Raw genomic sequence first — 16832 nt, 5'->3', positions numbered from 1 at the left:
GACTTGAACGATTGGCGTCGAATCCATAATCGACTGGTTGTTTCAGGTCGATGTAAAACGCAAGACACCTCGGTCGGCTCCCTCTCCTGGGGGGAGAGGGCTGGGGTGAGGGGGAAGGGGGTTACTCAACCTTCGATCTGTCGCAATCGCTTGTACAGCGTATTGCGGCTCACCCCCAACCGCCGCGCCAGATGGGAAATATTGCCCCCGGCCAGCTGCAACTCCCGGTTCAACGCCTCGGCATCGTTCAGATCGATGCCCAGCGGCTCGGCCACTTCCACCGGCTCCATCTCCAGATCGACAAAAAAGTCGTCCGGCAAATGCTCGGGTCGAATCGGTTGTTCCTCGGCCATCGCCAGCGCCACCTGCATCACACTGCTGACCTGACGCAGATTACCCGGCCACGGGTGTCGTTCAAACAAGTCCAGCACCTCGCGACTCAATCCCGCCCACTGCGATGGCTCGCGATGCTGTTCCCACAACCGCTTGAACAGCGCCTGCTTGTCACTGCGCTCGCGTAACGGAGGCAATTCCAGAGTCAAACCGCCAATGCGGTAGTACAGATCCTCGCGAAAACGACCCAGTTGCACCTGTTCCCTGAGCGAACGGTTGGTGGCGGAGATGATCCGTAGATCCACCGGAAACAGCTCGCTGCTGCCCACTGGTTGCACGCAGCGCTCCTGCAACACGCGCAACAGGCGAGCCTGAGTCGGCAGCGGCATGTCGCCGATTTCGTCGAGGAACAGCGTGCCCTTGTCGGCCTTGCGGATCAGTCCGATGCTGCCTTTCTGGTTGGCGCCGGTAAACGCGCCTTTCTCGTAGCCGAACAGCTCGGACTCCACCAGTTCGGCGGGGATCGCCGCGCAGTTGACGGCAATGAACGCCTGTTTGCTGCGGGAGCTGGCCTGGTGCAGGGCCTTGACGAAGACTTCCTTGCCGACCCCGGTTTCCCCGTGAATCAGCAGCGGAATGTCCTTTTCCAGCAGGCGTTCGGCCTGGCGCACGGCTTTCTCCACGCGACTGTCGCCGAAGTGCAAAGTGCTCAGGCTGATGGCCGTAGGTACGACGACTTTCGGTTCAGCGGTTCTGGTTTCAGCAAAGACCCGGGCTTGAACCGGCGCCTGTTTAGGCCGTTTCAACAAACACTGGAAACGATTGCGCCCGGAGGTCTGCAAGGCGAACGGCAAACCGTCTGGCTGATTGATCAACTCCAGCAACGACACCTTGAACAGGCTTTCAACGCTGACCCGCGACAACCGCACGCCCAACAGATTGTCGGCCCGACGGTTGGCCGACAACACCTGACCGCTCTCATCAAAGATCAGCAGCCCGGCCCACTGGCTGTCGAGGTTGTTCAACCCGGTGTTGAAGGTCAGTTGAAAGTGCTGGCCATGGAACAGGTTGAGGATCAGCCGGTTCTCCACGGTCTGGCTCATCATCTTGACCATGCCGAGGGTGTGCGACGGTGGCAGATAGCTGTCGCTGGACACATCGAGTACGGCGATGACCTTGCGCTCGGCATCGAAAATCGGTGCGGCGGAACCGGTCATGAAACGGTTGGCCTTGAGAAAGTGTTCATCGTGTTCAATGTGCACCGCCTGCTCGCAGGCCAGCGCCGTGCCGATGGCGTTGGTGCCGCTGGCGCGCTCGACCCAACTGGCGCCGGCCTGAAAACCGCGCGCCAGGTTCGGCTCGATAAAGCGCTGGGTGCCCCAGGACGTCAGCACCTGGCCCTGATTGTCGGCCAGCATGATCAGGCAGTTGGAGTTGCTCAGGATGTTCTCGTAATACGGCAGCACTTCCTGGTGAGTGGTCTGCACCAGTGAATGATGGCGGTCGAGCAACTGCGCGATGCCGGCAGCGGGCAACTGATCGAAGGCCGGTGCGCTTTGATGATTGAGACCGAAGGCGCGGCAACGGGACCAGGAGTCCTGGACGATGGCGTCATGGGAAAGCGGCGGGGCAGGTGCGGCCATGATTGGCAGTCTCTGAAGGGTGCTTTGTTGTTTTTGTTATGGCTCGTTCAACGAGCAAAAAGCATCCATAGAGTGTTGTTCACTATTGTTCATTGTCAATCGCCAGACTGTTCAATTGTTCAGTCGCAACTGTTCACTTGTGTTCAGCTACGAACCACGGATTGCGTGGCTTTCAGCGAATTCGACGGCAAATCAACAGCTTGCCGTTTCTGGCACGAATGTCGCTCTACAGGACAGGTCGCTTGACTCCAATAATAAAAAGGCCGAGCCATGTCACTCACCCTGGAGCACGTCAGCCGCACCGTCGAGGGCCAGACCTGGATCGACGATGCGAGCCTGAAATTCGAACCTGGATCCTTCAACGTTTTGCTCGGGCGCACGCTGTCCGGGAAAACCAGTCTGATGCGCCTGATGGCCGGTCTGGACAAGCCCGACAGCGGCCGCATCCTGATGAACGGCGTCGACGTCACCCAGCGCCCGGTGCGTCTGCGCAACGTGTCGATGGTCTATCAGCAGTTCATCAATTACCCGACCATGACGGTGTTCGAGAACATCGCCTCGCCGCTGCGCCAGGCCGGGATCTCCAACGAACAGATCCAGAGCAAGGTGCAGGAAACCGCGAAGATGCTGCGCATCGAGAAGTTTCTGAAGCGCTATCCGCTGGAACTGTCCGGCGGCCAGCAACAGCGTACGGCCATGGCCCGGGCACTGGTCAAGGATGCCGAACTGATTCTGTTCGACGAGCCGCTGGTCAATCTCGACTACAAACTGCGCGAAGAGCTGCGCCAGGAAATGCGCGAGCTGTTCAAGGCGCGCCACACCATCGCCATCTACGCCACCACCGAGCCCAATGAAGCGCTGGCGCTGGGCGGCACCACCACCATTCTGCACGAGGGCCGGGTGATCCAGAGTGGCCCGTCGACCGAGGTCTATCACCAGCCGCAAACGGTGCTGGCGGCTGAATTGTTCTCCGAGCCACCGATCAACCTGATGCCGGGGCGCATCGCCGGCAACGAAGTGAGCTTCGCCAACTTCGTACACTTTCCGTTGAACGTCGACCTGCGGCCGGTGGGCGAGGGCGAGTTCCGCTTTGGCGTGCGTCCGAGCCACATCTCGCTGGTGCCGAGCAACGACGACGACCTGGAACTGGCGGTGACCGTCGAGGTGGCGGAGATCAGCGGTTCCGAAACCTTCCTCCACGTGCGCAACGAGCATTTCCTGCTGGTGCTGCATTTGCCGGGGGTTCACGAATACGACGTCGATGCGCCGATCCGCATCTACATTCCGACCCATAAACTGTTTGTGTTCGATGCGCAGGGCCGTCTGGTGCAGGCACCGGGCCGGCGCGTCGCGAGGGTTGCCTGATGGCCGAAATCCGTTTGCAGCACCTCGCCCACAGCTACAGTAAAACCCCGAGCGGGCCCGAGGATTACGCGATCCGTGAGATGGACCACATCTGGGAGCAGGGCGGCGCCTATGCCTTGCTCGGCCCTTCGGGTTGCGGCAAATCGACGTTGCTCAACATCATTTCCGGCCTGCTCAGCCCGTCCCAGGGCCATGTGCTGTTCGATGGCAAAGCGGTCAACGACCTGACCCCGGAGAAGCGCAATATCGCCCAGGTGTTCCAGTTCCCGGTGGTGTACGACACTATGACCGTGTTCGACAACCTGGCCTTTCCCTTGCGCAATCAGGGCCTGGCCGAGGCGAAAGTGCACAGCAAGGTGCAGGAAATCGCCGAAGTCCTCGACCTGCAAAACCTGTTGAGCAAAAAGGCGCGCAACCTCACCGCCGACGAAAAACAGAAAGTCTCCATGGGCCGTGGCCTGGTGCGCGATGACGTCTCGGCGATTCTGTTCGACGAGCCGCTGACGGTGATCGACCCGCACCTGAAATGGAAACTGCGCCGCAAGCTCAAGCAGATCCACGAGCAGTTCAACATCACCATGGTCTACGTCACCCACGATCAACTGGAGGCTTCGACCTTCGCCGACAAGATCGCGGTGATGTACGGCGGCCAGATCGTACAGTTCGGCACCCCACGGGAATTGTTCGAGCGGCCGAGCCACACCTTTGTCGGCTACTTCATCGGCAGCCCGGGGATGAACCTGATCGAAGTGCAACCGCAACCGGGCGGGGTCGGTTTCAATTCAACCCATCTGCCGCTGTCCGACGGCTTGCAGCGCCATATCGAACACGGCCAGTGGAAAAATCTGAAGGTCGGCATCCGTCCCGAGTTCATCCATGTGTGGGACGAGCCGTTTGATGACGCGATGCAGGCGCGGGTCGTACACGTCGAAGACCTCGGCACCTACAAGATCATGACCCTGGATCTGGACGGCGCACCGCTGAAAGTGCGCCTGGCCGAGGACAAACCGGTGCCCCAGGGCACGGCTTACATCAGTTTTCCGGCGCAGTGGCTGATGGTCTATGCCGACGAGTTTCTGCTGGATGCCACCGACAGCGAGGTACAGCCATGAATAAGGTGCAGAACAACAAGGCCTGGTGGCTGGTGTTGCCGGTGTTCCTGCTGGTGGCGTTCAGTGCCGTGATCCCGATGATGACCGTGGTCAACTATTCGGTGCAGGACATTTTCGACCAGTCCAGCCGCTACTTCGTCGGCGCCGACTGGTACAAGCAGGTGCTGCTCGATCCGCGTCTGCACGACTCGTTGCTGCGCCAGTTCATCTACTCGGCGTGTGTGCTGCTGATCGAAATCCCCCTCGGGATCGCCATTGCCCTGACCATGCCGACCAAGGGTCGCTGGTCGTCGGTGGTGCTGATCGTGCTGGCGATCCCGTTGCTGATTCCATGGAACGTCGTCGGCACCATCTGGCAGATTTTCGGCCGCGCCGACATCGGCCTGCTGGGTTCGAGCCTCAACGCCATGGGCATCAGCTACAACTACGCGGCCAACACCATGGACGCCTGGGTCACCGTGCTGGTGATGGACGTCTGGCACTGGACTTCGCTGGTGGCGCTGCTGTGTTTCTCCGGCCTGCGGGCGATTCCCGATGTGTATTACCAGGCCGCGCGCATCGACCGGGCCTCGGCCTGGGCCGTGTTCCGGCACATTCAGTTACCGAAGTTGAAGAGCGTGCTGTTGATCGCGGTGATGCTGCGCTTCATGGACAGCTTCATGATCTACACCGAGCCGTTCGTGCTCACCGGCGGCGGGCCGGGTAACTCGACGACCTTCCTGAGCCAGACCCTGACCCAGATGGCCGTAGGCCAATTCGACCTGGGGCCGGCGGCGGCATTCTCGCTGGTGTACTTCCTGATCATCCTGCTGGTGTCCTGGCTGTTCTACACCGCCATGACCCACAACGATGCCAACCGCTGAGGCCCGGCCATGAGCAAAAGAAAGCTGATCCCCCTGCTGCTCTACATCCTGTTCCTGCTGGTGCCGATCTACTGGCTGCTGAACATGTCGTTCAAGAGCAACACCGAAATCCTCGGCGGACTGACCCTTTTCCCACAGGATTTCACGCTGGCGAACTACAAGGTGATCTTCACCGACCCGAGTTGGTACACCGGCTATATCAATTCGCTGTACTACGTCAGTCTGAACACGATCATTTCTCTGACCGTGGCACTGCCGGCGGCCTACGCGTTTTCGCGCTATCGCTTTCTTGGCGACAAACACCTGTTCTTCTGGCTGCTGACCAACCGCATGGCGCCACCGGCGGTATTTCTACTGCCGTTCTTCCAGTTGTATTCGTCGATTGGTCTGTTCGACACCCATATCGCCGTGGCGCTGGCGCACTGCCTGTTCAACGTGCCGCTGGCGGTGTGGATTCTTGAAGGATTCATGTCCGGGGTGCCGAAGGAAATCGACGAAACCGCCTACATCGACGGCTACAGTTTTCCCAAGTTCTTCGTGAAGATCTTCATCCCGCTGATCGGCTCCGGCATCGGTGTGACGGCGTTTTTCTGCTTCATGTTTTCCTGGGTCGAACTGCTGCTGGCGCGCACGCTGACCTCGGTGAACGCCAAACCGATCGCGGCGGTGATGACGCGCACGGTGTCGGCGTCCGGCATTGACTGGGGCGTACTGGCGGCGGCGGGGGTGTTGACTATCCTCCCCGGCATGCTGGTGATCTGGTTCGTTCGCAACCACGTGGCCAAGGGCTTTGCCCTGGGCCGGGTCTGAGGAACTGATGATGGAATGGATGAGCTGGACCGTCCCGACGGCGGCGTTTTTCATCGTGATTGGTTTGATCCTGGTGGGCATGACCACCTGGGAACTGCGCTCGCCGAGCATCTTGCGGCGAGGGTTTCTGCCGATTGCCACCACCCGTGGCGATCGCTTGTTCATTGGTCTTCTCGGCAGCGCCTACCTGCATCTGCTGGTAATCGGCGTGACCGACTGGAGCATCTGGGTAGCGTCCGCGTTGTCCCTGGTGTGGCTGTTGGCTGTGATGCGTTGGGGCTAGTCGAATCGCTCGGCAATCTTGCTCCGAAAACCTAACAGGAGGTCTCTATGTTCGATAAGAAAAATAAGCTGCGACATAGCATTTCATTGGCAGCCATGCTGGCACTCAGCGGTTTGAGCGCGTCCGCCTGGGCCGACGCCTACGAAGATGCCGCAAAAAAATGGATCGGCAGCGAGTTCAAGCCGTCGACCCTGACGGCCGAGCAGCAACTCGAAGAACTGAAGTGGTTCATCAAGGCGGCCGAGCCGTTTCGCGGGATGGACATCAAGGTCGTCTCGGAAACCCTGACCACCCACGAATATGAATCCAAGGTGCTGGCCAAGGCCTTCAGCGAAATCACCGGTATCAAGCTGACCCACGACCTGCTGCAGGAAGGCGACGTTGTGGAAAAAATGCAGACGGTGATGCAGTCGGACAAGAACATCTACGACGGCTGGGTCAACGACTCGGACCTGATCGGTACGCACTTTCGCTACGGCAAGACCGAATCGATCACCGACCTGATGGCCAACGAAGGCAAGAACTTCACCTCGCCGACCCTCGACATCAAGGACTTCATCGGCATCTCCTTCACCACCGCGCCGGACGGCAAGATCTATCAGTTGCCCGACCAGCAGTTCGCCAACCTTTACTGGTTCCGCGCCGACTGGTTCGAGCGTGCCGACCTGAAAGCCAAGTTCAAGGAAAAGTACGGCTATGAACTGGGCGTCCCGGTGAACTGGTCGGCCTATGAAGACATCGCCAAATTCTTCAGCGAAGACGTCAAGGAAATCGACGGCAAGCGCATTTACGGGCACATGGACTACGGCAAGAAAGACCCGTCGCTGGGCTGGCGCTTCACCGATGCCTGGTTCTCCATGGCCGGTGGCGGCGACAAGGGCATTCCCAACGGCTTGCCGGTGGACGAGTGGGGGATTCGTGTCGAGGATTGCCACCCGGTCGGCTCCAGCGTGACCCGCGGCGGCGACACCAACGGCCCGGCGGCGGTGTTCGCCACCACCAAATACGTCGACTGGCTGAAAAAGTACGCGCCACCGGAAGCGGCGGGCATGACCTTCTCCGAATCCGGCCCGGTACCCTCCCAGGGCAACATCGCCCAGCAGATCTTCTGGTACACCGCGTTCACCGCCGACATGACCAAACCGGGCCTGCCGGTGGTCAACGCCGACGGCACGCCGAAATGGCGTATGGCGCCGTCGCCGCGTGGACCGTACTGGGAAGAGGGGATGAAACTCGGTTATCAGGACGTGGGCTCGTGGACCTTCATGAAATCCACGCCTGAGAAACAGAAACTCGCGGCCTGGCTGTACGCGCAGTTCGTGACCTCGAAAACCGTTTCGTTGAAGAAAACCATCGTCGGCCTGACGCCGATTCGTGAATCGGACATCAACTCGCAAGCGATGACCGATCTGGCACCGAAACTCGGTGGTCTGGTCGAGTTCTACCGCAGCCCGGCCCGCGTGCAATGGACCCCGACCGGCACCAACGTGCCGGACTACCCACGCCTGGCGCAACTGTGGTGGAGCCACATCGCTGAGGCCGCCAGCGGCGAGAAGACCCCGCAACAGGCCCTCGACGGTCTGGCCAAGGACCAGGACGCGATCATGACCCGTCTGGAACGGTCCAAGGCCCAAGCGGTGTGCGCACCGAAAATGAACCCCGAGCGCGACGCGCAATACTGGTTCGACCAACCGGGCGCACCAAAACCGAAACTGGCCAACGAGAAGCCGAAGGGCGAAACCGTGAGCTACAACGAACTGCTCAAGTCGTGGGAGGCGGCACGCAAGTAAGGTTTTTTGCGGGGCGGAACGGCACCTTCGGGTGCCGTTTTTTTTAGCCCTCGATTTCACGTTTCACCGCCCGGCGCACCGCTTTAAGGAGGGCGTTTTCAAAGGCGTTGTGCCCGGCGTGCAGCAGCCGGCAGTGGATGTTCATGCGTTGCCTGAGCCAGCGCACGCTGGCCATGCCATGGGTATCGCGGATGCCCTGGATCAGCAGGGTGTTGTCATCGAGGGTCAGGTCTTCATCCTTTGGCGTGAAGCAGTAGTTCTGCAGGTGGTAATGCAGTTCCAGACGAATCGCGAGCACGGCTTCCTGATCGACGAAACGCTCAAGTGTGTCGGGGCAAATCGTCTGCCCTGTGCGACGTAGAACAGCGTTCAACCATTCGATGGCGGCGCGGTGTTGCTGCGATGGACAGCCTTCGCCGAGGATTCGGTAGATGTCCCTGGCACGGTGGCTGGGCGACATTTGAGGCGATTGCGCCAGCCCGTCATTGAGCGCCTGATCGTAGGCCCGGACATTGTCGGCAAACGGCACGAATACCGAGACCAGCGTGGTTTTCAGCAGGTGCTGCGGATAGCGCTGTTGGTACTGGATCGCCAGCCAGCTACCCCATGACACCCCCAGCACGCTGATTTTTTCGAAGCCGAAATGCTGGCGCAGGGCATCGATGTCTTCGACACACTGCCCGGTAGTGTTATCCCGAAGTTCGCCGTAGGGCGTCGAGCGTCCGCAACCTCGTTGATCAAACAGGATGATGTCGAACCGGCCCGTGTCGAAGAACTGCAAATGGTGGCGGCTGATACGCCCGCCGGGACCACCATGGATAAAAAACACCGGTTCGTGTCCCGGAACACCATGCCGTTCCCAATAGAGTTGATGGCCGTCGCCGGTCGGGTAATAACCTCGGCTGTGCAGGGAAAAACTCATGGCGCCGGAACCGTCAGACGATAGAACTGGAACAGCTCGACCTGCCCGGGCCGTGCCGCGACGCTGGATTCAAGTTTCAGGTGGTGGAGGGAGGCGAGCCAGGTGACCGAAATCAACACCGGGGTGTGCCCGAAAACGAGGATCGTGCCGCCGGGCTTGACGCAGCGGATCAGCGATTCGAATGCGGCCTGGGCATCCCGTCGGGTCAAGACTTCGGCGTTGAGGAACCGCAGGACCAAGACATCGCAGCGAATCCCGGAATCGAAAGCTTCACTCGCCTCCAGCACGTCGAATTCGATGGATGTTCCGCTGTGCCAGCGCCTGGCGTGTTCGATCATCGAGGCCGAACGGTCACTGCCCAGGCACAGACAGTCGGGCAGGGCGCGGGCGAGGTGGGCGATGAACGCGCCGGTCGAACAGGCCGGGTCGTAAATCAGCGCGCCTTTTTCAGTGATGGCCTGGAGCAGCCCGGCGCAGTATTCGCGCAAGTGGTGTTCGTCAGTGTTCAGCTGTTCGGCCAGTGATTCGTTGCATTGCCAGAAGTCTGCCGGGCAGACCGCTTCCCGGCCCGCCTCATCCAGCAGCGGAAAGGGAAACAGGACCTCGCTGTCAGCCTGATGCAAGGCGTGCTCGAAGAACTGCGCTTTGTCTGCGGGGGAGACCGTCCGATAGCCGATCGACAACCCGTCATCACCCCACAATGAGTGGAGGTGCGGGCCAAACAACATGTCGGGTTTGAGCGCACTGCCGGCCTGCCACCGGAAATGCCGGTCACGCTGCAGGAGCTTGCGGCCGACCCAGAGCTCATCGTTCACCCGCAGGAAAAAAACGTGGTGCAGTCCGCTGCCTCGTGGTTCGAGGAAGTGGCCAACCGTGCCGTTCTCGTTGAGGTAAAGGCGCATCGAACGGGCCAGTGTCAGTTCCCGGGTGCGATCGAGTCGGTTCATACGGCTGGCCTCTCCAGCGTACGGCCTCGGGCTTGCGGAATGACGACGTTGCCGCTGGAGACCACGAAGAAGCGTTCCAGTCCGGGGATCACCACGTTGAGCAGGGTGGTGCCGAGCTCGGTTCGCTGCAGGATGGCGGCCCCCAGCGTACGGCCATGAATCCGCAGGTCTTGAGTCAGCAAGTACAGTTGGTTTTCCACCGACAGGTCTTTAGCGGAATCCGGCAGTCTGATTTCGTGTTGAACGCAGCGATGCAGGAGCGTCTGCGGATCGAACTGCGCACAGCGCAGCAGGCGCGGGAAGGGCTGCAGATTGCGCAGCGCGTTGTTCAGCGTCTGTCGGTATTCGGGTTCGGCGGCGCTGAGTTGCAATTGCACCAGTTCAGTGAGCGCCCGCCACGCCGCGTGGCGCGGGTCGAGGGAGCTGCCACTGCCGAATACCTGTGGGTGAGCGCCCGGCTTCGTGGTGAGGGCCAGAAAAGTCCGGGTCGTGAACTCGGTACTGATATCCACAAGCACGATTTCGCCGTCGATCTCCTGTTCGGCATCGGCCCACAGACGACCGAGTTCGTCGCTTTCAGTGAGACGCGCCACCCGCCGCAGTGGTGGATGATTCTCGTAGTAAAAATGGTTGAGCAAAAACAACGACACGGCGTCGCGCTCGATGCATTCGTTGGCGGCGTGCAGCATCGCTTCGTTGTAAGTGGCGCCAATCGCGGTGCCGCTGTTGCTGGCGTAGCGCTGCACGGCGCGGTAGTCCGCCATATCCGGTGACGAGGGCAAAGGTGAACCGTTCGGCGAGGTCAGCGCCACCGGATAGGAAAACCGGTCATGCCACGGCGGACAGACATAGGTCCGGCAGGTGATGCGCACGTTTTGCTGGCAAGTGAGCCTGTGCAGAAGCGAGTCATCGGCAAACACCGGCGTGTCTTTGAAATAGCCTTCCGTCTCGTGGTGAACATCGTAGGTACAGAGCTCATCCGTCCAGTAATGCTCGAGCGCTTCAAAGAGCGCGCCCAGGTGCGCCTGATCCGCATAGCCCTTGCCGGAGCCACGGGCATGACGGTTGTCGCTGCCATGCAGACTGGCCTGAACGGCAACCACTTTGCTGCCGAGGGTGCGGGTGTGTGGTGTGAGGCCCAGGCGTGAAAGTTCGGTGTGAATACGCCGTTCTGCCTGAGCGGCCGTGAGCTCACGCTCGGCCAACGTTGTCTTGTCCATGATTCCCTTCCTGGAAAGCCCGCGAGGGCGCAGAGCCCCCGCGGGTTCTGTCACTCGGCGTTGAGTTCCGCCTGTTCTTCCTCGGTCAGTTGCAGCGCTTCGATCTGCTCTGGCGAGGGTGCTTCCTGCTCTTCCAGTTCATCGATAGGGTTTGCGTTCAAGCTGCCCATGTAGCCCATGATGTTGCTCCTTGGTTGTTGTTTGGGAGTGCTGTTGCAAGCACGAACCGAATCTAAAAGGGCGGTGAGGGCGGGGTCAAAAATGTCCGGACGTTTCCAGCCGCGGGTTTCAGCGGTGTCGAAATACGTACTGATAAAACGTGAATTGACGCCGGGCGGATGTGTTTCTGGGGGGCAGCACTGCGTGGCAACGGGCGAACCATGCGAAAGGAGTCAGCGGTTTGAGGCTTTTTGTCGTGTGCCGCTGTCGGACGTTTCAGCGCGGGGACGACGCAAATTCGTACTGAAGGATTTACGGAGATGGATGCAGCACTTGTGCGGTGATTTTTCCCATGAGGTTTGAGAAAACACCGCACAAATCGGCTTGACGGTTCAGTGCCGTTCCCGGTGCATCACAGGAAACACCAGACTGAACACCGTCATCGCCCCCGGACGGCTTTGAACCTGCGCGGAGCCCTGATGCAAGGTCATGATCGAATGCACGATGGCCAGCCCCAGCCCGGTACTGCCCTGTGAACGGGTGCGACTGCTGTCGACCCGGTAAAAACGGTCGAACAGATACGGCAGGTGCTGCGCTTCGATGCCTGTGCCGGGATTGCTCACCCGCAGCGACACCTCGTTCGGCGCCTTTTCGATGAACAGCGAAACGGTCTTGCCGGACGGGCAGTGGCGCAGGGCATTGGACAGCAGATTGGAAATCGCTCGCTGAATCATCAGCCGGTCGCCCGATACCTGAGCGCTGCCGATGACCTTCAGATCGATCTGTTTGTCCTGTGCCGTCAGGAAAAACAGATCCGCCACTTTGAACGCCTCTTGCTCCAGCGCAATCGGCTCGAACGAGGTGTGTGCCGCAGGCTGGCTCGCCTGGGCCAGGAACAGCATGTCCGAAACAATCCGCGCGACCCGCTCCAGCTCCTCGGTGCAGGACACCAGAACGTTGGTGTATTCCTCGACCGAGCGCTCTCGCGACAGCGTCACTTGGGCCTTGCCCATCAGGTTGTTGATCGGCGTGCGCAGTTCGTGGGCCAGGTCATCGGAGAACTGCGACAACTGCTGCACGCCGCTGTCCAGTCGATCGAGCATGACGTTGATGCCCTGCGCCAGTTCGCTGAGTTCCTGGGGCATGTTCAGCACCGACAACCGGTGATCGAGATCCTGCGTCGTCACTCGTGCCGCCACTTTGCGAAACTCCCGAAGCGGGGCCAGCCCTCGTTGCACCGCCCCCCATGCGGTCAGGCCGATGAATACCAGCAGCAATGGCAAAGCCATCAACGTCGAGCGCAAATAAGCACTGAGCAGAGCCTGATCGTGGGCGTTATCCATCGACAGCAGCACCGGTACGTTGCTGCCGTCCTTGAGGCGAATCAGCTTGGAAACGGTGAGAAACTTCGCGCCTTCAGCATCGGCGCTGTCGGTGTGGGTCAACTGATCGGTGGTCGCCCGAACTGCCTTCAGTTCAATCCGTGGATCGGTCAGGCCCGAGCCGGACTTGAGCAGCGGGGTGCGCAGGTTGTTCAGGTCGTAAATGGTCAGGGTCAGGTTGTCATGCCCCATGACCTGATCGAGCAGAATGTGCGGCTTGGCGCTGATCTCGCCGGTGTCGAAGTACAGCGTCAGGCTGTGCTCGACCTGTTCCAGCTTCTTTTCCAGGCTGTCCCGGGACAACGCATTGAGTTCATGGGTGAGTGCGAAGTAGGCAAGAATCGCCAGGAAAACCACCAGCAGCGCACCCAGGATGCTCACGGTCAGCCCCAGTCGCAGCGACAGACTGGCCGGCTTCATTCCCGGGCCTCCAGCACATAGCCGACACCGCGCAGGGTGTGGATCAGTTTGCTGTCGAACGGGTCGTCGATCTTCGCCCGCAAGCGACGGATCGAAACTTCGACCACGTTGGTGTCGCAGTCGAAATTCATGTCCCACACCAGCGAGATGATCTGGGTGCGGGTCAGCACTTCGCCGGACTGGCGCATCAGCAGGTGCAGCAGGGCGAACTCCTTGGTGGTCAGGTCGATGCGCTGCGTGCCTCGAAACGCCCGGTGACGGCCCGGATCGAGTTCCAGATCGGCGACCTTGAGCACCTGCGGCACCGGGATGTTTTCGCTACGGCGCATCAACGTGCGTACCCGCGCCAGCAGTTCCGGGAACTCGAACGGCTTGACCAGATAATCGTCGGCGCCCAGATCCAGACCGCGGATCTTGTCCGCCAGCCGCCCGCGTGCGGTGAGCATCATCACCCGGGTGGAGTGGGTGCGACGCAGTTGTTCCAGCACGCTCCAGCCATCGAGTTCCGGCAGGTTCACATCGAGAATGATCAGGTCATAAACCTGTTGTTGCGCCAGGTGCAAACCGTCAGCGCCATTAACGGCGTGGTCAACGATATAACCACTTTCGGTCAGGCCCTGATGCAAGTATTCGGCAGCTTTAAGCTCGTCCTCGACGACAAGGATTCGCATGATGTTTCACCACTTTTAATGAATGGGTATTTAAGTAAGTGAGTCTGGAAGTTGCAGTTTTTGCAGGGGCTTCCTGACGGACTTTGAAACTGAGTGGCGGGCACGGTAAAGGCTGTAGTGGCTACAGAGTCAACGCCTGAGCGCTTTAAATCGGCCGTCCGCGACAGCCTGTCGCAGTGGAATGGCGCATTTTTCACGACTTTCATTTCGGCAAGTGCTGTCCGGCAGATAACTAACGTGCATTTGTTTCTATCTATTGCAATAAAGCCATTCGAACTTCGAATCCTAGAGCAAAACAACTTCGATAAACCGTGGATAACGGATTTGTAATGTTCACGTCACCTTGTCGATAAGTTCAAAACCCTACCGTTGCGCCATCAACGATTCTTGATTGAAGGAAGCCTTCCATTGCCCGGTTTAATTGAACTGACGGCGCGATCACGCCTGAAAAAAACCGCCAGCGGCCTCTTGTTGCTGGCTTGTACCAGCCTTGCCGGCGCATCGACTTTGACGCTGGATCAGGCACTGCAAACCGCGTTCGCCGGCAACCCGGAGCTGGCCGCCGCACAGTGGGAAATCGGCATTGCCGAAGGCGACCGCAAGCAGGCCGGGCTGATCCCCAACCCCGAGGTGTCGTGGGAGGCCGAAGACACCCGGCGCGAATCGCGCACCACCACGGTGATGCTCAGCCAGCCGATCGAGCTGGGCGGCAAGCGTGGCGCGCGGATTGAAGTAGCGAGTCGTGCGCAGGATGCCGCCGGCATCGAGCTGGAGCGCAAGCGCAACGCACTGCGCGCCGACGTGCTTCAAGCGTTCAACGGTGCGCAAACCGCGCAGCAACGTTTGCAACTGGCCCGGCAGTCGCTGCAGCTCGCCGAGCACGGTTTGCGTGTGGCACAGGGGCGGATCGAGGCGGGCAAGTCGTCGCCGGTGGAAGGCACGCGGGCGCAAGTGCAGCTTTCGGAAGTGCGCCTGGAATTGAGCCGCGCCGAGCGCGATCAGGCCAATGCGTACCAGCAGCTGGCGCAGGTCATGGGCGCACCGTTGCCGACGTCGACCACGGTGCAGAGCGCGACTCAAAGTCTGCCCAGCGTACCGCCGCCCACCCGTTTGCTTGAGCGCCTGAACGAGACGGCGGAGCTGCGCCTGGCCAAGTTGCAGATCGACCAGCGCGAGGCGTCGCTGGGGCTGGAAAAGTCCCAGCGGATTCCCGATCTCACCGTCAGCATCGGCAGCCAGTACAGCGAAACCGAGCGCGAGCGGGTCAACGTGGTGGGGCTGTCGATGCCGATTCCGCTGTTCAACCGCAATCAGGGCAACGTGCTGGCGGCGGCGCGGCGTACTGATCAGGCGCGGGACCTGCGCAACGCCACCGAGCTGCGTTTGCGCACGGAAATCCAGACCACGCTGGCGCAATGGCAGACCGCCAACGGCGAAATCCAGGCATTCGACCGGACCATTCTGCCCGCCGCGCAAAGTGCGGTGGACAGCGCCACTCGCGGTTTCGAAATGGGCAAGTTCGGCTTCCTCGACGTGCTCGACGCCCAGCGCACATTGATCGCCGCTCGCAGCCAATACATCCAGGCGGTGAGCGAGGCGACCGACGCCCGGGTCCGCATCGAACGCATCTTCGGCGACCTCAGCGCCAACCCTTGAATTTCAACTTTCTGATCACTGCGCGATGGTTTGGCGCAGAGGAGTTTCCATGGATAAAAAACTGATTGTAGTCGCTGCGGCGACGTTGGCGCTGGGCATTGGCATCGGCTCGATGTGGAGCGGCAATGCGTCCATCGATGCGCATGCCGACGAAGCGGCGGAACACGCCGATCACGCCGAAGAAGGCGCCGCTGCTGACGGCGAGCATGCCGAAGAAGGGCACATAGAATTGACGGCCGAGCAGATCGCGGCGGCGGGGATTCAACTGGCCGCCGCCCAGGCGCATAGCTTCAGCCTCGGCCTGTCGTTCCCCGGTGAAGTGCGTTTTGACGAAGACCGCACCGCGCATGTGGTGCCGCGCGTGCCGGGCGTGGTCGAGTCGGTGTCGGTCAATCTCGGGCAGTCGGTGAAAAAGGGCCAGTTGCTGGCGGTGATCGCCAGTCAGCAGATTTCCGATCAGCGCAGCGAGCAGGCAGCCGCGCAACGCCGTCTGGCTTTGGCCCGCACGACGTTCGAGCGCGAGAAGAAACTGTGGCAGGACAAGATCTCCGCCGAACAGGATTTCCTCCAGGCACGTCAGGCTCTGGAAGAAGCCGAAATCGCCGTGAGCAATGCCCGGCAAAAGATCAGCGTGCTCAGTGGCAGCGTGGTCGCCACCGGAGGCAATCGCTATGAACTGCGCGCGCCTTTCGACGGCGTGGTGGTGGAAAAGCACCTGACGCCAGGGGAGGTGGTCGACGAAACCACGGCGGCGTTTACGCTTTCGGATCTGTCGCGGGTGTGGGTCACGTTCGGCGTTTCACCGAAGGACCTGAACAAGGTGCAAGTGGGCAAACCCGTCACCGTCAGCGCGGCGGAGTTGAACGCCGAAGTCAGCGGCACCGTGGCTTACGTCGGCAGCCTGCTCGGCGAACAGACCCGCACCGCGACCGTGCGCGTCACCCTGGAAAACCCGCAAGGCTCATGGCGCCCGGGCCTGTTTGTCACCGCGCTGGTCGCCACCGACAGCCGTCAGGCCAAAGTCGCCGTACCGGAAACCGCAGTCCAGACCGTCGAGGACAAACCCACGGTCTTCGTCCGCACAGAAGATGGCTTCAAGGCCCAAGCGGTAGAGCTGGGCAGTCGCGCGGCGGGGCAAGTGGAAGTCACCGCCGGACTGGAGCCTGGCGTGCAAGTCGCGAGCGCCGGCAGCTTCGTCCTCAAATCGGAGCTGGGCAAAGCCTCGGCCGAGCACAGTCATTAATCGCGGAAGACTC

Annotated in this window: 15 protein-coding genes; 8 read left to right on the top strand and 7 right to left on the bottom strand. The window is 60.6% G+C overall.

Annotated elements, in window-relative coordinates; genetic code table 11:
• Positions 1-125: 125 nt before the first annotated feature.
• Positions 126-1976 (bottom strand): sigma-54-dependent Fis family transcriptional regulator, encoded by a 1851-nt coding sequence (locus GQX66_RS16925; protein WP_240870108.1) that lies wholly within the window; start codon positions 1974-1976, stop codon positions 126-128.
• Between the two features lie 270 nt (positions 1977-2246).
• Between GQX66_RS16925 and GQX66_RS16920 the strand changes: the two genes are divergently transcribed.
• From GQX66_RS16920 to GQX66_RS16895, 6 genes are read left to right on the top strand one after another with little or no spacing between them, the layout of a single operon-like run.
• Positions 2247-3341 (top strand): ABC transporter ATP-binding protein, encoded by a 1095-nt coding sequence (locus GQX66_RS16920; RefSeq protein WP_007951489.1) that lies wholly within the window; start codon positions 2247-2249, stop codon positions 3339-3341.
• Entirely contained in the window at positions 3341-4453 is a 1113-nt protein-coding gene (locus GQX66_RS16915) for an ABC transporter ATP-binding protein (RefSeq protein WP_007951488.1), read from the top strand. The genes GQX66_RS16920 and GQX66_RS16915 overlap by 1 nt, the downstream gene beginning before the upstream one ends.
• The gene (locus tag GQX66_RS16910; RefSeq protein ID WP_007951487.1) at positions 4450-5316 is read left to right on the top strand and encodes a sugar ABC transporter permease; all 867 of its coding nucleotides are present in this window, start codon (positions 4450-4452) and stop codon (positions 5314-5316) included. Before GQX66_RS16915 ends, GQX66_RS16910 begins: the two co-directional genes overlap by 4 nt.
• Before the next feature lie 9 nt (positions 5317-5325).
• Complete coding sequence (locus GQX66_RS16905; RefSeq protein ID WP_007951486.1) at positions 5326-6126, top strand: carbohydrate ABC transporter permease; 801 nt, start codon at positions 5326-5328, stop codon at positions 6124-6126.
• Positions 6127-6136: 10 nt separating this feature from the next.
• Positions 6137-6409 (top strand): DUF2160 domain-containing protein, encoded by a 273-nt coding sequence (locus GQX66_RS16900; RefSeq protein WP_039767461.1) that lies wholly within the window; start codon positions 6137-6139, stop codon positions 6407-6409.
• Positions 6410-6456: 47 nt separating this feature from the next.
• Complete coding sequence (locus tag GQX66_RS16895; RefSeq protein ID WP_007951484.1) at positions 6457-8199, top strand: ABC transporter substrate-binding protein; 1743 nt, start codon at positions 6457-6459, stop codon at positions 8197-8199.
• A gap of 43 nt (positions 8200-8242) precedes the next feature.
• Here the strand turns inward: GQX66_RS16895 and GQX66_RS16890 are convergent, their stop codons facing one another.
• The 6 genes from GQX66_RS16890 to GQX66_RS16870 form a co-directional block, all read right to left on the bottom strand.
• Positions 8243-9121, bottom strand: a complete 879-nt coding sequence (locus GQX66_RS16890; RefSeq protein ID WP_240870106.1) for an alpha/beta fold hydrolase — start codon at positions 9119-9121, stop codon at positions 8243-8245.
• Entirely contained in the window at positions 9118-10068 is a 951-nt protein-coding gene (locus GQX66_RS16885) for a class I SAM-dependent methyltransferase (RefSeq protein ID WP_129972706.1), read from the bottom strand. Before GQX66_RS16885 ends, GQX66_RS16890 begins: the two co-directional genes overlap by 4 nt.
• On the bottom strand, positions 10065-11288 hold the full coding sequence (locus GQX66_RS16880; RefSeq protein WP_240870105.1) for a YcaO-like family protein: 1224 nt from the start codon (positions 11286-11288) through the stop codon (positions 10065-10067). The genes GQX66_RS16885 and GQX66_RS16880 overlap by 4 nt, the downstream gene beginning before the upstream one ends.
• A 50-nt stretch (positions 11289-11338) precedes the next feature.
• Positions 11339-11467 carry a hypothetical protein gene (locus GQX66_RS28510; RefSeq protein WP_007951477.1) on the bottom strand — a complete coding sequence of 43 codons (129 nt, stop codon included), beginning with the start codon at positions 11465-11467 and terminating at the stop codon, positions 11339-11341.
• A 372-nt stretch (positions 11468-11839) separates the two neighbouring features.
• A complete protein-coding gene (locus GQX66_RS16875) occupies positions 11840-13249 on the bottom strand; it encodes a heavy metal sensor histidine kinase (protein WP_240870104.1) in 1410 nt (469 codons plus the stop codon).
• Entirely contained in the window at positions 13246-13920 is a 675-nt protein-coding gene (locus GQX66_RS16870) for a heavy metal response regulator transcription factor (protein WP_007951475.1), read from the bottom strand. Before GQX66_RS16870 ends, GQX66_RS16875 begins: the two co-directional genes overlap by 4 nt.
• A 408-nt stretch (positions 13921-14328) precedes the next feature.
• On the opposite strand from GQX66_RS16870, the gene GQX66_RS16865 reads away from it, so the two are divergent.
• On the top strand, positions 14329-15576 hold the full coding sequence (locus GQX66_RS16865; protein ID WP_240870103.1) for a TolC family protein: 1248 nt from the start codon (positions 14329-14331) through the stop codon (positions 15574-15576).
• Positions 15577-15625: 49 nt separating this feature from the next.
• Positions 15626-16819: an efflux RND transporter periplasmic adaptor subunit gene (locus GQX66_RS16860; protein ID WP_240870102.1), complete on the top strand. Its 1194-nt coding sequence runs from the start codon at positions 15626-15628 to the stop codon at positions 16817-16819.
• Positions 16820-16832: the final 13 nt, after the last annotated feature.

The organism is Pseudomonas sp. B707 (assembly GCF_022496685.1).
GTDB classification, from domain to species: domain Bacteria; phylum Pseudomonadota; class Gammaproteobacteria; order Pseudomonadales; family Pseudomonadaceae; genus Aquipseudomonas; species Aquipseudomonas paraglycinae.
Note: the sequence above shows the minus strand (reverse complement) of the source record. Positions and strands in the feature narration are given on the sequence as shown.

Bases quoted from the DNA above. Each gene is read 5' to 3' on its own strand.
- GQX66_RS16925 (WP_240870108.1), bottom strand. From the start codon at position 1,976: ATGGCCGCACCTGCCCCGCCGCTTTCCCATGACGCCATCGTCCAGGAC.
- GQX66_RS16920 (WP_007951489.1), top strand. From the start codon at position 2,247: ATGTCACTCACCCTGGAGCACGTCAGCCGCACCGTCGAGGGCCAGACC.
- GQX66_RS16915 (WP_007951488.1), top strand. From the start codon at position 3,341: ATGGCCGAAATCCGTTTGCAGCACCTCGCCCACAGCTACAGTAAAACC.
- GQX66_RS16910 (WP_007951487.1), top strand. From the start codon at position 4,450: ATGAATAAGGTGCAGAACAACAAGGCCTGGTGGCTGGTGTTGCCGGTG.
- GQX66_RS16905 (WP_007951486.1), top strand. From the start codon at position 5,326: ATGAGCAAAAGAAAGCTGATCCCCCTGCTGCTCTACATCCTGTTCCTG.
- GQX66_RS16900 (WP_039767461.1), top strand. From the start codon at position 6,137: ATGGAATGGATGAGCTGGACCGTCCCGACGGCGGCGTTTTTCATCGTG.
- GQX66_RS16895 (WP_007951484.1), top strand. From the start codon at position 6,457: ATGTTCGATAAGAAAAATAAGCTGCGACATAGCATTTCATTGGCAGCC.
- GQX66_RS16890 (WP_240870106.1), bottom strand. From the start codon at position 9,121: ATGAGTTTTTCCCTGCACAGCCGAGGTTATTACCCGACCGGCGACGGC.
- GQX66_RS16885 (WP_129972706.1), bottom strand. From the start codon at position 10,068: ATGAACCGACTCGATCGCACCCGGGAACTGACACTGGCCCGTTCGATG.
- GQX66_RS16880 (WP_240870105.1), bottom strand. From the start codon at position 11,288: ATGGACAAGACAACGTTGGCCGAGCGTGAGCTCACGGCCGCTCAGGCA.
- GQX66_RS28510 (WP_007951477.1), bottom strand. From the start codon at position 11,467: ATGGGCTACATGGGCAGCTTGAACGCAAACCCTATCGATGAACTGGAA.
- GQX66_RS16875 (WP_240870104.1), bottom strand. From the start codon at position 13,249: ATGAAGCCGGCCAGTCTGTCGCTGCGACTGGGGCTGACCGTGAGCATC.
- GQX66_RS16870 (WP_007951475.1), bottom strand. From the start codon at position 13,920: ATGCGAATCCTTGTCGTCGAGGACGAGCTTAAAGCTGCCGAATACTTG.
- GQX66_RS16860 (WP_240870102.1), top strand. From the start codon at position 15,626: ATGGATAAAAAACTGATTGTAGTCGCTGCGGCGACGTTGGCGCTGGGC.